Annotated in this window: 16 protein-coding genes; 14 read left to right on the top strand and 2 right to left on the bottom strand. The window is 42.7% G+C overall.

Features of this window, described 5'->3' with window-relative positions:
- Positions 1-4 precede the first annotated feature (4 nt).
- Positions 5-457 carry a universal stress protein gene (locus EL140_RS01145; protein WP_000079161.1) on the bottom strand — a complete coding sequence of 151 codons (453 nt, stop codon included), beginning with the start codon at positions 455-457 and terminating at the stop codon, positions 5-7.
- 167 nt (positions 458-624) lie between these two features.
- Between EL140_RS01145 and EL140_RS01150 the strand changes: the two genes are divergently transcribed.
- From EL140_RS01150 to rpmH, 3 genes are all read left to right on the top strand, one after another.
- Entirely contained in the window at positions 625-924 is a 300-nt protein-coding gene (locus tag EL140_RS01150) for a hypothetical protein (RefSeq protein WP_000651415.1), read from the top strand.
- A 143-nt stretch (positions 925-1,067) separates the two neighbouring features.
- Positions 1,068-2,282: a pyridoxal phosphate-dependent aminotransferase gene (locus tag EL140_RS01155; RefSeq protein WP_000666454.1), complete on the top strand. Its 1,215-nt coding sequence runs from the start codon at positions 1,068-1,070 to the stop codon at positions 2,280-2,282.
- Between the two features lie 144 nt (positions 2,283-2,426).
- On the top strand, positions 2,427-2,561 hold the full coding sequence (rpmH, locus tag EL140_RS01160; protein WP_000831905.1) for a 50S ribosomal protein L34: 135 nt from the start codon (positions 2,427-2,429) through the stop codon (positions 2,559-2,561).
- 182 nt (positions 2,562-2,743) lie between these two features.
- Here rpmH and EL140_RS01165 read toward each other — a convergent pair whose 3' ends face one another.
- Positions 2,744-4,588, bottom strand: coding sequence for an APC family permease (locus tag EL140_RS01165; protein ID WP_000488830.1), 1,845 nt, complete (start codon positions 4,586-4,588; stop codon positions 2,744-2,746).
- Between the two features lie 151 nt (positions 4,589-4,739).
- Between EL140_RS01165 and EL140_RS01170 the strand changes: the two genes are divergently transcribed.
- From EL140_RS01170 to EL140_RS01220, 11 genes are all read left to right on the top strand, one after another.
- Positions 4,740-5,507, top strand: a complete 768-nt coding sequence (locus EL140_RS01170) for a TatD family hydrolase (RefSeq protein WP_000575628.1) — start codon at positions 4,740-4,742, stop codon at positions 5,505-5,507.
- The gene (locus EL140_RS01175) at positions 5,500-6,084 is read left to right on the top strand and encodes a hypothetical protein (protein WP_002875434.1); all 585 of its coding nucleotides are present in this window, start codon (positions 5,500-5,502) and stop codon (positions 6,082-6,084) included. The genes EL140_RS01170 and EL140_RS01175 overlap by 8 nt, the downstream gene beginning before the upstream one ends.
- Before the next feature lie 4 nt (positions 6,085-6,088).
- Positions 6,089-6,655 carry a ribonuclease M5 gene (gene rnmV, locus EL140_RS01180; RefSeq protein ID WP_000411303.1) on the top strand — a complete coding sequence of 189 codons (567 nt, stop codon included), beginning with the start codon at positions 6,089-6,091 and terminating at the stop codon, positions 6,653-6,655.
- 11 nt (positions 6,656-6,666) lie between these two features.
- Complete coding sequence (locus tag EL140_RS01185; RefSeq protein WP_000755755.1) at positions 6,667-7,521, top strand: SDR family NAD(P)-dependent oxidoreductase; 855 nt, start codon at positions 6,667-6,669, stop codon at positions 7,519-7,521.
- Positions 7,522-7,714: 193 nt separating this feature from the next.
- Positions 7,715-8,050: a hypothetical protein gene (locus tag EL140_RS01190; protein ID WP_002874188.1), complete on the top strand. Its 336-nt coding sequence runs from the start codon at positions 7,715-7,717 to the stop codon at positions 8,048-8,050.
- The gene (gene rsmA / locus EL140_RS01195; protein WP_001216881.1) at positions 8,047-8,919 is read left to right on the top strand and encodes a 16S rRNA (adenine(1518)-N(6)/adenine(1519)-N(6))-dimethyltransferase RsmA; all 873 of its coding nucleotides are present in this window, start codon (positions 8,047-8,049) and stop codon (positions 8,917-8,919) included. Before EL140_RS01190 ends, rsmA begins: the two co-directional genes overlap by 4 nt.
- 1 nt (position 8,920) lies before the next feature.
- Positions 8,921-9,799: a ribosome small subunit-dependent GTPase A gene (rsgA, locus tag EL140_RS01200; protein WP_001161999.1), complete on the top strand. Its 879-nt coding sequence runs from the start codon at positions 8,921-8,923 to the stop codon at positions 9,797-9,799.
- Between the two features lie 10 nt (positions 9,800-9,809).
- Positions 9,810-10,466 carry a ribulose-phosphate 3-epimerase gene (gene rpe, locus EL140_RS01205; protein WP_000084991.1) on the top strand — a complete coding sequence of 219 codons (657 nt, stop codon included), beginning with the start codon at positions 9,810-9,812 and terminating at the stop codon, positions 10,464-10,466.
- Positions 10,429-11,091 (top strand): thiamine diphosphokinase, encoded by a 663-nt coding sequence (locus EL140_RS01210; RefSeq protein WP_001001243.1) that lies wholly within the window; start codon positions 10,429-10,431, stop codon positions 11,089-11,091. The genes rpe and EL140_RS01210 overlap by 38 nt, the downstream gene beginning before the upstream one ends.
- A 1-nt stretch (position 11,092) precedes the next feature.
- Positions 11,093-12,349 carry a DNA recombination protein RmuC gene (locus tag EL140_RS01215; RefSeq protein WP_000450917.1) on the top strand — a complete coding sequence of 419 codons (1,257 nt, stop codon included), beginning with the start codon at positions 11,093-11,095 and terminating at the stop codon, positions 12,347-12,349.
- Positions 12,339-13,280 (top strand): 3'-5' exoribonuclease YhaM family protein, encoded by a 942-nt coding sequence (locus tag EL140_RS01220; protein ID WP_000703205.1) that lies wholly within the window; start codon positions 12,339-12,341, stop codon positions 13,278-13,280. Before EL140_RS01215 ends, EL140_RS01220 begins: the two co-directional genes overlap by 11 nt.
- Positions 13,281-13,341: the final 61 nt, after the last annotated feature.

A 13,341-nucleotide genomic window follows, 5' to 3' on the forward strand; every position in this document is an offset into this window, starting at 1 on the left:
ATGATTACAATGTTTTTTCTCTTTCTCTCACGACCAGTAAATCGACTTTTGCATGGCGGAGAATGTACTCAGATGAAGAGCCAACCAAGAGGCGTTCAAAGGCATTGAGCCCTGTTGCACCAACGAGAATCAGGTCGACATTTTCTGCGTCTGGAATAGTACGGGCAAGGAGGGTTTTTGGATTTCCCATTTCGATGACGATGTGAATATCGGTCACACCAGCATCTCTTGCACGCTTTTCGTACTCCTTCATCAGACTTTCAGCATCGACTTGGAGTTCTTCGTAAACTTCAGCATCAAAGGTAGACACGCTTTGAAGAGCGCGTGTGTCGATAACATGAGCAATGGTGAGCTTGGATTCGTTGCGTAGAGCAGTGTAAACACCTTTGACGAAAGCCAAGTCCGCTTCTTTAGAACCATCAATTGCGACCATAACATTTTGGTAACGTTGTGCCATAATGAAACCTCCTGAAATTTTCTTACTGTTATTGTAACCCTTTTCACTAAAGAAGTAAAGTAAAAATCATATTTAAATAAATATTATCGGAGATTCGATTTGGTGGAGATATGTTAAAATAAAAGAAAACGAGCTAGTAGGAAACACAGTAAAGGGGATGAGAAAGTATGAAAGATTTTGTTCAGACTTTTAAAAAAATAAGTTTTCTTTATCATGGAATTATCCTTGCGTCACTTGTAGGTGAAGTAGTGATGCTTTGGCAACTGGAAAGAGTTGTGCCCGTTCTCTATCCAGGTTTTGTTGGATTTCTTCTCTTTCACCTAGTCTACCACATCATTTTATTTGTGATTGCAAAGAGAAGTGGTCGCTTGGACTATTTAGTCACGTGGGGGCTCTTTCTCATGTTTAATCTTTTGTATGATTCCTTTTTAGCGCTGATCTTTCTAGGTTTGTCTTTTGGTATGTGAGAAAATGCTTCTGTATTCTAGTTGTTTAGACGGTGAAAACCTAGTCGTTGTGAGTTTTTTCTTTGCTTGCTCATTTCAGGAAACTTGTCGCAATCCCTTTCTAGTGGTATAATGTTACTATCTCGATGAATTGAGGAAACAAAATGAAAGAATATAACAAGTCTAGTAAGTTAGAGCACGTTGCCTATGATATCCGTGGCCCTGTTTTGGAAGAAGCTATGCGGATGCGAGCAAACGGAGAAAAGATTTTACGTCTGAATACAGGAAATCCAGCAGAATTTGGCTTTACAGCGCCAGATGAGGTCATTCATGACTTGATTATGAATGCGCGTGATAGTGAGGGATATTCTGATTCCAAAGGGATTTTTTCAGCCCGTAAGGCCATCATGCAGTATTGCCAACTGAAGAAATTTCCCAATGTAGACATTGATGATATCTACCTTGGAAATGGTGTCAGTGAGCTGATTGTTATGTCCATGCAAGGGCTTTTGGATAATGGCGATGAGGTCTTGGTGCCTATGCCAGACTATCCTCTCTGGACAGCCGCGGTCAGCCTAGCTGGGGGAAATGCCGTTCACTATATCTGTGATGAGGCTGCAGAATGGTACCCAGATATTGACGATATTAAGTCAAAAATCACTTCCAATACCAAGGCAATCGTCCTTATCAATCCAAATAACCCAACTGGAGCCCTTTATCCTAAGGAACTCTTGTTGGAGATTATTGAGATTGCTCGTCAAAACGATTTGATCATCTTTGCGGATGAAATTTATGATCGCATGGTGATGGATGGACATGTGCATACGCCTGTGGCAAGCTTGGCACCTGATGTTTTCTGTGTCAGCATGAATGGTTTGTCAAAATCTCACCGTATCGCTGGTTTCCGTGTAGGATGGATGGTCTTGTCTGGTCCTAAGCACCATGTCAAGGGCTATATCGAAGGTCTCAATATGCTGTCCAATATGCGTCTTTGCTCTAACGTTTTGGCCCAGCAAGTCGTACAAACTTCACTAGGTGGGCACCAGTCAGTGGATGAATTGCTCCTTCCTGGTGGACGGATTTACGAGCAAAGAAACTTCATTTACAATGCCATTCAAGATATCCCAGGTTTGTCTGCGGTCAAGCCGAAGGCGGGTCTTTATATCTTCCCTAAAATCGACCGCAATATGTACCGCATTGATGATGATGAACAGTTCGTTCTTGATTTCTTGAAGCAGGAAAAGGTTCTCTTGGTTCATGGTCGTGGTTTTAACTGGAAGGAACCAGACCATTTCCGTATCGTTTACCTTCCTCGTGTGGACGAATTAGCGCAAATCCAAGAAAAGATGACACGTTTCTTGAGTCAGTATCGTAGATAAGGCTTTCATAGGGAAAAGCAGGAAACATTTCCTTAGAGCTATTGACAAATAGGTCAGAATCAGATAGAATAGTAAAGTATGTTTAGTAACTGATCACTTTATAGCCGGCTAAACGAATACAAAATCTATGAGGAGGTATTCATCGTGAAACGTACTTATCAACCAAGTAAACTTCGTCGTGCGCGCAAACACGGATTCCGTAACCGTATGTCAACTAAAAACGGTCGTCGCGTATTGGCAGCTCGTCGTCGTAAAGGACGCAAAGTTTTGGCTGCTTAATCCAAACGAATTCAACAAAGAAGTCAGTAGGAACTCGAGTCTACTGGCTTTTCTTTTTATCCTACATAGTGAACTGTCCACGAAATCTTCAATTTCAAATGGAACTCATGGAGGGCTCTTTTAAAAGGTCACATACAAAAAAACTCAAAACCAGATATAAGTTACTGATTTTGAGTTTTTGTTTATTCTTTTAAGTGATAAGAGTAGCTGGCGACAACGACGTCTTCATGCCATCTGAGAGCGTATTTTAGTTTGAGGCTCATTTGATTGTGCAGGATATTTTGCCAAGGCTTGTTAGGGATAAACTGTGGGACAAGGACTGTAACGGTGTAGTTTTTTTGCTTAGCTTCTTGGGCGATTCGTTTGACATACTTAACGCTAGGGGTGATGATGTCGCGGTAGCTAGTATTGATATTCTTCAGAGTGATATTTGGGAAGTAATCGGCAAATTCCTGAAGAATTTCTTGGTCTTTTTCGGCCGTTTCTTTAGTAGAAATGTGCATGGCTAACACTTCATCACCGATACTTTGAGCGTAGTTAATGGCTCCGACACTTACTCGAGTGACATTTCCTACTAGGACAAGGACAAGGTTACCGTCATAAATGCGCTTTTCAATTCCTTCGTAGAGTCGTAGTTGTTTTGCCACTTTTTGGTAATGGCTGTGAATGGACAAAAAGAGGAAAGTTAGAACTAGGATAATTGGGAAGAATGGCCAGATATCACCCAGTCTGAAGAGGAGTAAAATGAGGACAATAGCATAACAAATGATGGCCCCAAGGATATTAGCAAAGGCAGGTTTTAAGAAGTTTGCTCCTTTTTCCTTTTTCCAATGACGAATCATCCCAGTCTGAGAAAGGGCAAAGGGAACGAAGACCCCGATAGTATAAAGAGGAATCAAGCGTTCAGTATTCCCATTAAAAATGAGAAGAAGGATCATAGCCCCAAAAGCCAGAGTTAAGATACCGTTGGAGTAGCCAAGACGATCCCCCTTTTCCATAAAGAGATGGGGCATGTACTTGTTTTTAGCCATATTGTAGGCCAACATAGGGAAGGCTGAAAAGCCAGTATTTGCAGCTACAGCTAGAATTAAGGCTGTCGAGAACTGGAAGAGATAGTAGCTCGCATGACCAAAGAATGAATCACCAAGAATGCCCTTGGCCATTTGCGAGAGGATGGTTTCTCCATTTTGAGGTGTGATGCCCATCCAGTAGTTTAGGAAGGTAATGCCTGCAAAAAGAAATCCTAAAATGAGCGACATGATGGTCAAGGTCTGAGCAGCATTTTTTTCTTTCGGAGTTTTGAAAAATGGTACCGCATTTGAAATAGCCTCAACCCCTGTCAGAGAGGCAGAGCCACTGGTAAAGGCTCTCAATAGGAGAACGATGGAAAGGCTCGGAACGGTTTGTCCAATGGTTGAAGTTGCCTGGTAGTTTAGGGAACCTGTAAATAGTTGAAAGAACCCATAAAGCAAGAGAAAGACGGTACTGAAGATAAAGAGGTAGACGGGAATCATCAGAGAGCTGGCAGATTCTTTCAAGCCTCTTAAATTCAAGAGCATGAGCAGGCAGACTAGGAAAATAGAGATATGAAGATTGTAGGGATGGAGGGCAGGGATGGCTGCAGTAATAGCATCAGCTCCAGAAGCAACGGATACGGCTACTGTCAGCATATAGTCAACAAGGAGGCTGCCCCCTGCAATCAAGCCTAGTTCAGGGGAGAGATTTTCTCGAGTGACCATATAAGCCCCACCGCCTTGAGGATAGGCGTGGATGATTTGACGATAGGAAATGGTTAAACTAGCGAGCAGTAAGAGGACAAAAATACCGATAGGGAGGCTCCACCAAATAGCGAGAGGAGAGAGACTGACTAAAACGAGAATGACTTGTTCAGGTCCATAGGCAATAGAAGACAGGGCATCACTGGATAACATTGCAAGTGCCTGCATTTTTCCAAGCAATCCCCCTTCGCCGTCTGTGAGAGACTTGAGTGGTCGACCGATAAAGGTATATTTTAATTTTCTAAACATTTTCTTTTCCTTTGATGAAAATTTCAATAAGTGTTATTATACTGCTTTGAAAAAGGGCAGTCAAGGGAGAATGATTGGTATTAGAATATTTTTACAAGCCGGGGGATGCTATTTTTGGTATAATAGATGGAAGAAAATGAGGTTAGAAAAGATGATTTTTGATACGCACACACATTTAAATGTAGAAGAATTTGCAGGACGTGAGGCAGAAGAAATCGCCTTGGCTGCTGAGATGGGTGTGACACAGATGAATATTGTTGGTTTTGATACACCAACCATTGAACGAGCCCTGGAGTTGGCAGATGAGTATGAGCAACTCTACGCAACTATTGGCTGGCATCCGACGGAAGCAGGGACTTACACAGATGAGGTCGAAGCTTACTTGCTTGAAAAACTAAAACATCCTAAGGTCGTTGCCTTAGGGGAGATTGGTCTGGACTACCATTGGATGACAGCACCTAAGGAAGTACAGGAGCAGGTTTTTCGTCGTCAGATTCAGTTGTCTAAGGACTTGAATTTGCCTTTTGTGGTCCATACCCGTGATGCGCTAGAAGATACTTATGAGATTATCAAGAGTGAGGGCGTTGGTCCTCGTGGTGGGATTATGCATTCATTTTCAGGTTCTTTGGAGTGGGCTGAGAAGTTTGTCGGGCTTGGCACGACCATTTCTTTCTCAGGTGTGGTGACCTTTAAGAAAGCGACGGATATCCAAGAGGCTGCTAGGGAACTTCCGTTAGACAAGATTTTGGTAGAAACGGATGCGCCCTACCTGGCTCCTGTTCCTAAACGTGGCCGTGAAAACAAAACAGCCTACACACGCTATGTGGTGGACTTTATCGCCGACTTGCGTGGGATGACGACTGAGGAGTTAGCCGCAGTAGCGACTGCAAATGCTGAAAGGATATTTGGAATTGGATAAATTATTTAATTGGTTAAAAATTAATACAACTTTTAAAGTTAATCTATACTTGGGACTTATATTATGTGTTGTATCGTTTTTTATTGGAAATTTGATAAAGCTAATATTCACTTTTATTATACTGATATGGATTAGCATTTTTTGGTATATATATCAATGTAGTGATGCTTTGACTATAGGAAAATTTTTATTAGGTTATAAAGAACATAATGATTTGTGTGGAAGCGATGCTTTTTTCTTTAAATTACGGTCAAGTGAGTTTTTCAAAATATTGAAGAGATACCCAATAACCATACTCTATATTTTTCTTTGGTATCTTCCTCTAAGCGCCTTACTAAAATTTTGGGATGCAATCAAATCAATTATTACCATGCTAAACTTACTTGACATATTGGGTTTTATCAATTATTTTGAAAGTTGTATTAAAAATTTAGCAAGTGGTTTAGCACCATATATGTTGGCATACAAAGATGAAACACAAATCGTTGTAAACATTGTGTATTTGCTTATTTTATGGATAGTGACCTATACTGTTTGTTTGCGAATTAAGCTTTCTAAATTTGAGGATGACAACTAGTAATATGGAAAAAATAAAAATTTCCCAAGTCATCGTGGTTGAAGGTCGCGATGATACGGCCAATCTCAAACGTTACTTTGATGTAGAGACCTATGAAACACGAGGTTCCGCAATAAATGATCAGGATATAGAACGCATTCAGCGCCTGCATGAATTACATGGAGTCATTGTCTTTACAGATCCAGATTTTAATGGGGAGCGGATTCGTCGCATGATTATGACGGCCATTCCAACAGTGCAGCATGCCTTTCTCAAGCGAGAAGAGGCTGTTCCCAAATCCAAGTCCAAGGGACGTTCTCTGGGAATCGAACACGCCAGCTATGAAGATCTAAAAGCAGCGCTGGCTCAGGTGACAGAGCAATTTGAAAACAAGAACGAGTTTGACATCAGTCGTGGTGACTTGATTCGCCTAGGTTTCTTGGCGGGAGCGGACAGTCGTAGGCGCAGAGAGTATCTAGGCGAACAGCTCCGCATCGGTTATTCCAATGGAAAACAACTCCTCAAGCGCTTAGAGTTATTTGGGATAACCTTGGCAGAAGTGGAAGAAGTGATGGCTAAGTATTCAGACTAACGGAGTCAGAAATGAAAAAAGTAATTATTACGGGTGGCAATAGTGGTATTGGCTGCCAGTCTGCTAAACAGTTGGCTGAAAAGGGCTGGTCGGTAACTCTCTTTTGTAGACGGAAAGAAGCTGCTGAGCAAGCCTGTGAGAAAATCCGTCAACAAACAGGAAACCCACATGTAGATTATATATTGGTTGATCTATCTGATGTGAAGAGTGTCAGGAAAGCGGTAGAACAGTATATCCAAAAAGAAGACGCTCTAGACGTTCTGATTAACAATGCAGCTGATTTTGATTTGTCAGTCAAAAAGCCAATTCTTAGCAAAGACGGATTGGAAAAACAATTTGCGACCAATGTTGTCGCCCCTTTCTTGCTTTCTATCTTGTTGAAAGGTTTGTTGGAAAAATCTGAGAGTGGTCGGATTATTAATATCTCTTCCCAAGGGCTGATTCTTTATCCTTTCATGAAGCTTGATTTTGAAAATTTAGCTGGTCAAAAACATTACAATCCTGCTAAGACTTATTATCAGAATAAACTAGCCTTGTTGATGCTGTCGCTTTATATGCGGAAACATTGGAAAGGTATCAAAATTCAGGCAATCCGTGTGACCAATGTCAAAGTTGATATGCGCCGCTATGATCACCTCAGCGATTTTATGAAAAATTTGTATAAAATCAAGTCAAGATTTTCAATTAGTCCTGAAGAAATGGCCAAAGTCTACACAGCCTTATCTACAGAAGATGGATATGACGGTTTTTTGTATGACGAGAAATGCAGGGAAGTAAAAGCAAATAGATCTGCTTACGAAGAAGAAGAGCAAGCAAAACTCTATTCCTTACTTGAACAACTGACATTTTCAAGAGACAATCTATAAAGAATTAGAAAAATAAATTTTATGCTTATTTCAATAGTGGAAAGAAATTTAGATATCGAAATCTGTTTGGAGAGTCCTGAAAAGTGATAACAATAGCCAGATAACCCAAAAATACAAAAGGAATGTGTTACAATAGAGGTACTTAGATTTATTTTGATAGCGTTAAAATAGAAGCTTATAAGGACAGTGCGAAATGAAAATTCGAGTTGATAGAGATTCTGTGTGTATGGGAGACGATGCATTGTCTCATGAGACAGAATTTGAGATTCCTGAAGAAATGACGGTGAAAGAATTTTTTGACTTTCTAGAAAAGGAACGTTATTTGCCGTCTGTTCAAGGAAACAATGTCGCTTGGGAACTCCGTAATCGAAATGGGGAACAAGGTGTTTATTTCACCAAAACACGAGAGATTATCCATCCAAATGCGGTCTTAAAAGAGATGTTGGAAGGAATTACTGAGACTCCCTTATTTGTTTTGCTCTATCATTATACTCCGGAAGCATATTATATTAGAAAAGAGAATAAATGAGAATTGCAGATTATAGCGTGACCAAGGCGGTGCTGGAGCGTCACGGTTTTACCTTTAAAAAGTCCTTTGGGCAAAATTTCCTGACGGATACCAATATTCTTCAAAAAATCGTGGATACAGCTGAGATTGATGATCAGGTCAATGTCATTGAAATCGGTCCAGGAATTGGTGCCTTGACAGAATTTTTGACTGAGCGTGCGGCAGAGGTCATGGCTTTTGAGATTGACCACCGTTTGGTACCGATTTTAGCGGATACCCTGCGTGATTTTGATAATGTGACCGTAGTCAACGAGGACATTCTCAAAGTTGACTTGGCGCAGCATATCCAGAATTTCAAAAATCCAGACCTGCCAATCAAGGTGGTAGCCAACTTGCCCTACTATATCACAACGCCTATTCTCATGCATTTAATCGAGAGTGGCATTCCTTTTAGTGAGTTTGTCGTTATGATGCAAAAAGAAGTGGCGGACCGTATCTCAGCACAGCCAAATACCAAGGCTTACGGTAGTTTGTCGATTGCTGTGCAGTATTACATGACAGCCAAGGTTGCCTTTATCGTGCCTCGTACGGTCTTTGTGCCAGCGCCAAACGTAGACTCAGCTATCCTGAAAATGGTGCGTCGTCCAGAGCCAGCTGTAGCAGTGAAAGATGAGAACTTCTTCTTTAAGGTTTCCAAGGCTAGTTTCACCCATCGTCGCAAGACCTTGTGGAATAACCTGACAGGTTATTTTGGGAAGACCGAAGAAATCAAGGACAAACTGACCAAGGCTTTGGATCAGGCAGGCTTGTCTCCATCTGTGCGTGGTGAAGCTCTCAGCTTGGCAGAATTTGCTAGTCTGGCAGATGCGCTTAAAGGACAAGGACTCTAAGATGCAGGGACAAATCATTAAAGCCTTGGCGGGCTTCTATTATGTGGAGAGTGATGGCCAAGTCTATCAGACACGCGCGCGTGGGAATTTCCGTAAGAAAGGCCATACCCCTTACGTTGGGGACTGGGTAGATTTCTCTGCTGAGGAAAATTCCGAAGGTTATATCCTCAATATACACGAACGGAAAAACAGTCTGGTCCGTCCGCCTATTGTTAATATTGACCAAGCTGTGGTAATCATGTCCGTCAAGGAACCGGACTTCAACAGCAACTTGTTGGATCGTTTCTTGGTTCTTCTGGAACACAAGGGCATCCATCCTATCGTTTATATTTCTAAAATGGACTTGCTGGAAGATAGGGGAGAACTGGATTTTTATGAACAGACTTATGGTGACATCGGCTATGACTTTGTGACTAGTAAAGAGGAACTCCTACCTTTGTTGACAGGAAAAGTGACGGTCTTTATGGGGCAGACAGGTGTTGGAAAATCAACACTCCTCAATAAAATCGCACCAGATCTCAATCTTGAAACAGGAGAGATCTCAGACAGTCTAGGTCGTGGTCGCCATACCACTCGAGCTGTTAGTTTTTACAATCTCAATGGGGGTAAAATCGCGGACACGCCAGGATTTTCATCACTGGATTATGAAGTGTCAACGGCTGAAGACCTCAATCAGGCCTTTCCAGAGATTGCCAGTGTCAGTCGAGACTGTAAATTCCGTACTTGTACCCATACCCATGAACCGTCCTGTGCGGTTAAGCCAGCTGTAGAAGAAGGAACCATTGCAACCTTCCGTTTTGACAACTACCTGCAATTTCTCAGTGAGATTGAAAATCGCAGAGAAACCTACAAAAAAGTCAGCAAAAAAATTCCAAAATAAGGAGAAACAGATGTCTCAATACAAGATTGCTCCGTCAATTCTGGCAGCAGATTATGCCAACTTTGAACGAGAAATTAAACGTCTAGAAGCAACTGGGGCTGAATATGCCCATATCGATATCATGGATGGTCACTTTGTACCGCAAATCAGTTTTGGTGCAGGTGTGGTCGAAGCTCTTCGTCCTCATAGCAAGATGGTCTTTGACTGCCACTTGATGGTAGCTAATCCAGAACACCATTTGGAAGACTTTGCGCGCGCAGGTGCAGACATTATCAGTATCCATGTAGAAGCAACGCCTCATATCCATGGAGCTCTTCAAAAGATTCGTTCGCTCGGTGTCAAACCTTCGGTTGTCATCAATCCTGGTACACCTGTTGAGGCGATTAAGCATGTCCTTCACCTAGTTGACCAAGTCTTGGTCATGACAGTTAACCCTGGATTTGGTGGGCAAGCCTTTCTGCCTGAAACCATGGACAAGGTTCGTGAGTTGGTTGCCCTTCGTGAGGAAAAAGGTTTGAGCTTTGAGATTGAAGTCGATGGCGGTATTGATGACCAGACCATTGCTCAAGCCAAAGAAGCTGGAGCGACCGTTTTTGTAGCAGGATCCTATGTCTTTAAGGGAGATGTCAATGAACGAGTGCAAACTCTCAGAAAACAATTGGACTAGGGTTGCCGTTTTTGCAGGCGGAGATCTCGGTCATTATCGGACGGATTTTGATTGCTTTGTCGGTGTGGATCGCGGTTCGCTCTGGGTCTTGGAAGAAGATATGCCTCTCACTCTAGCAGTTGGGGATTTTGATTCGGTGACTGCAGACGAACGTCAGTTGATTCAAAAACGTGCCAAACATTTTGTTCAAGCCCAGCCAGAAAAGGATGATACGGATCTGGAACTAGCACTTTTAACGATTTTTGAAAAAAATCCTCAAGCCCAAGTGACCATTTTTGGGGCTTTGGGTGGTCGTATTGATCATATGCTGGCTAATGTCTTTCTGCCTAGCAATCCCAAGTTGGCACCCTATATGCGCCAGATAGCGATTGAGGATGGGCAAAACTTGATTGCCTATTGTCCAGAAGGAACCAGTCAGCTAGAGCCCCGTTCAGACTACGATTATCTAGCCTTTATGCCTGTTCGGGATAGCCAGCTGACCATTCTTGGTGCCAAGTACGAATTGACAGAGGAAAATTTTTTCTTTAAAAAAGTGTATGCTTCTAACGAATATATAGATAGGGAAGTTTCGGTAACTTGCTCAGATGGTTATGTCGTCGTGCTACATAGCAAGGACAGGAGGTAGGATGGAGACTGTATTATTACTATTATTAATTGTCAACCTAGCTGGACTCTTTCTGATTTGGCAAAGGCAGGATAAGCAAGACAAGTACCTAGCCAAGAGTTTGGAGGATCAGGCAGACAATCTTTCAGATCAACTGGATTACCGCTTTGAACAAGCCAGACAAGCCAGCCAGCTGGATCAAAAAGACTTGGAAGTGGCTGTCAGCGACCGTTTGCAAGAAGTGAGAATGGAGTTGCACCAAGGCCTGACGCAAGTCCGTCAAGAAATGACAGATAATCTGTTGCAAACTAGGGACAAGACCGACCAACGCCTCCAAGCTCTGCAGGAATCAAATGAGCAACGTTTAGAACAAATGCGTCAGACAGTCGAGGAAAAGTTGGAAAAGACCTTGCAGACGCGCTTGCAGGCTTCCTTCGAGACAGTTTCCAAGCAACTGGAGTCTGTCAATCGAGGTTTGGGAGAAATGCAGACAGTTGCCCGTGATGTCGGAGCTCTTAACAAGGTTCTCTCTGGAACCAAGACGCGAGGAATTCTGGGCGAATTGCAACTGGGGCAAATCATCGAAGACATCATGACGCCTACCCAGTACGAACGAGAATACGCAACTGTTGAAAACTCTAGCGAGCGAGTAGAGTACGCCATCAAGTTACCTGGCCAAGGCGACCAGGAATATGTCTATTTGCCGATTGACTCCAAGTTTCCACTGGCGGATTATTACCGCTTGGAAGAAGCCTATGAAGCAGGCGATAAGGACGAAATCGAACGCTGTCGTAAGTCACTCCTAGCAAGCGTCAAGCGCTTTGCCAAGGATATCAAGAGCAAGTACATAGCGCCGCCTCGGACGACCAATTTTGGAGTCTTGTTTGTTCCGACAGAAGGACTTTACTCAGAGATCGTCCGCAATCCGGTCTTCTTTGATGATTTGAGACGGGAGGAGCAGATTATTGTTGCTGGTCCAAGTACCCTATCAGCCCTGCTTAACTCTCTATCAGTTGGCTTCAAGACTCTCAATATCCAAAAGAGTGCCGACCATATCAGCAAGACTCTTGCCAGCGTCAAGACCGAGTTTGGCAAGTTTGGTGGCATTCTGGTCAAAGCACAAAAGCATCTCCAACATGCCTCTGGCAATATTGATGAATTATTAAACCGTCGTACCACAGCTATCGAGCGGACGCTCCGTCACATTGAATTATCAGAAGGTGAGCCTGCGCTTGATCTACTCCATTTCCAAGAAGATGAGGAAGAATATGAAGATTAGTCACATGAAAAAAGATGAGCTGTTTGAAGGTTTTTACCTGATTAAGTCAGCTGACCTAAGACAGACGCGTGCTGGGAAAAATTACCTAGCCTTTACCTTCCAAGACGATAGTGGCGAGATTGAAGGGAAACTCTGGGATGCCCAACCTCATAACGTTGAGGCCTTTACCGCAGGGAAAGTCGTCCACATGCAGGGACGTCGAGAAGTTTATAATAATACACCTCAAGTCAATCAAATTACTCTTCGCTTGCCTCAGCCTGGGGAACCCAATGATCCAGCTGATTTCAAGGTCAAGTCGCCGGTTGATGTCAAGGAAATTCGTGACTACATGTCGCAAATGATTTTCAAGATTGAAAATCCTGTCTGGCAGCGTATCGTTCGTAGTCTCTACACCAAGTATGATAAGGAATTCTACTCCTATCCGGCTGCCAAGACCAACCACCATGCCTTTGAAACGGGTTTGGCTTTTCACACGGCAACCATGGTGCGTTTGGCAGATGCCATTAGCGATATCTATCCTCAGCTCAACAAGAGCCTGCTCTATGCTGGGATTATGCTACACGACTTGGCTAAGGTTTTAGAACTCAGTGGTCCCGATCAGACGGAGTACACAGTTCGAGGCAATCTCATCGGCCATATCGCCCTCATCGATAGTGAAATAACCAAGACAGTCATGGAACTAGGCATCGATGATACTAGGGAAGAAGTGGTGCTACTGCGCCATGTTATCCTCAGTCATCATGGCTTACTGGAGTATGGAAGTCCAGTCCGTCCACGTATCATGGAGGCGGAGATTATCCATATGATTGACAATCTAGATGCCAGCATGATGATGATGTCAACAGCTCTAGCTTTGGTGGATAAAGGAGAGATGACCAATAAAATCTTCGCTATGGACAATCGTTCCTTCTATAAACCAGATTTAGATTAATAATTTAAGAAAAACGAGCATTTTTTACGCAATAATGTTCGTTTTTTTATGTGAATGTGGT

The organism is Streptococcus oralis ATCC 35037 (genome assembly GCF_900637025.1).
Lineage (GTDB): Bacteria > Bacillota > Bacilli > Lactobacillales > Streptococcaceae > Streptococcus > Streptococcus oralis.

Coding starts and splice junctions, on each gene's coding strand:
- EL140_RS01145 (WP_000079161.1), bottom strand. CDS start 457: ATGGCACAACGTTACCAAAATGTTATGGTCGCAATTGATGGTTCTAAA.
- EL140_RS01150 (WP_000651415.1), top strand. CDS start 625: ATGAAAGATTTTGTTCAGACTTTTAAAAAAATAAGTTTTCTTTATCAT.
- EL140_RS01155 (WP_000666454.1), top strand. CDS start 1,068: ATGAAAGAATATAACAAGTCTAGTAAGTTAGAGCACGTTGCCTATGAT.
- EL140_RS01165 (WP_000488830.1), bottom strand. CDS start 4,588: ATGTTTAGAAAATTAAAATATACCTTTATCGGTCGACCACTCAAGTCT.
- EL140_RS01170 (WP_000575628.1), top strand. CDS start 4,740: ATGATTTTTGATACGCACACACATTTAAATGTAGAAGAATTTGCAGGA.
- rnmV (WP_000411303.1), top strand. CDS start 6,089: ATGGAAAAAATAAAAATTTCCCAAGTCATCGTGGTTGAAGGTCGCGAT.
- EL140_RS01185 (WP_000755755.1), top strand. CDS start 6,667: ATGAAAAAAGTAATTATTACGGGTGGCAATAGTGGTATTGGCTGCCAG.
- EL140_RS01190 (WP_002874188.1), top strand. CDS start 7,715: ATGAAAATTCGAGTTGATAGAGATTCTGTGTGTATGGGAGACGATGCA.
- rsmA (WP_001216881.1), top strand. CDS start 8,047: ATGAGAATTGCAGATTATAGCGTGACCAAGGCGGTGCTGGAGCGTCAC.
- rsgA (WP_001161999.1), top strand. CDS start 8,921: ATGCAGGGACAAATCATTAAAGCCTTGGCGGGCTTCTATTATGTGGAG.
- rpe (WP_000084991.1), top strand. CDS start 9,810: ATGTCTCAATACAAGATTGCTCCGTCAATTCTGGCAGCAGATTATGCC.
- EL140_RS01210 (WP_001001243.1), top strand. CDS start 10,429: ATGAACGAGTGCAAACTCTCAGAAAACAATTGGACTAGGGTTGCCGTT.
- EL140_RS01215 (WP_000450917.1), top strand. CDS start 11,093: ATGGAGACTGTATTATTACTATTATTAATTGTCAACCTAGCTGGACTC.
- EL140_RS01220 (WP_000703205.1), top strand. CDS start 12,339: ATGAAGATTAGTCACATGAAAAAAGATGAGCTGTTTGAAGGTTTTTAC.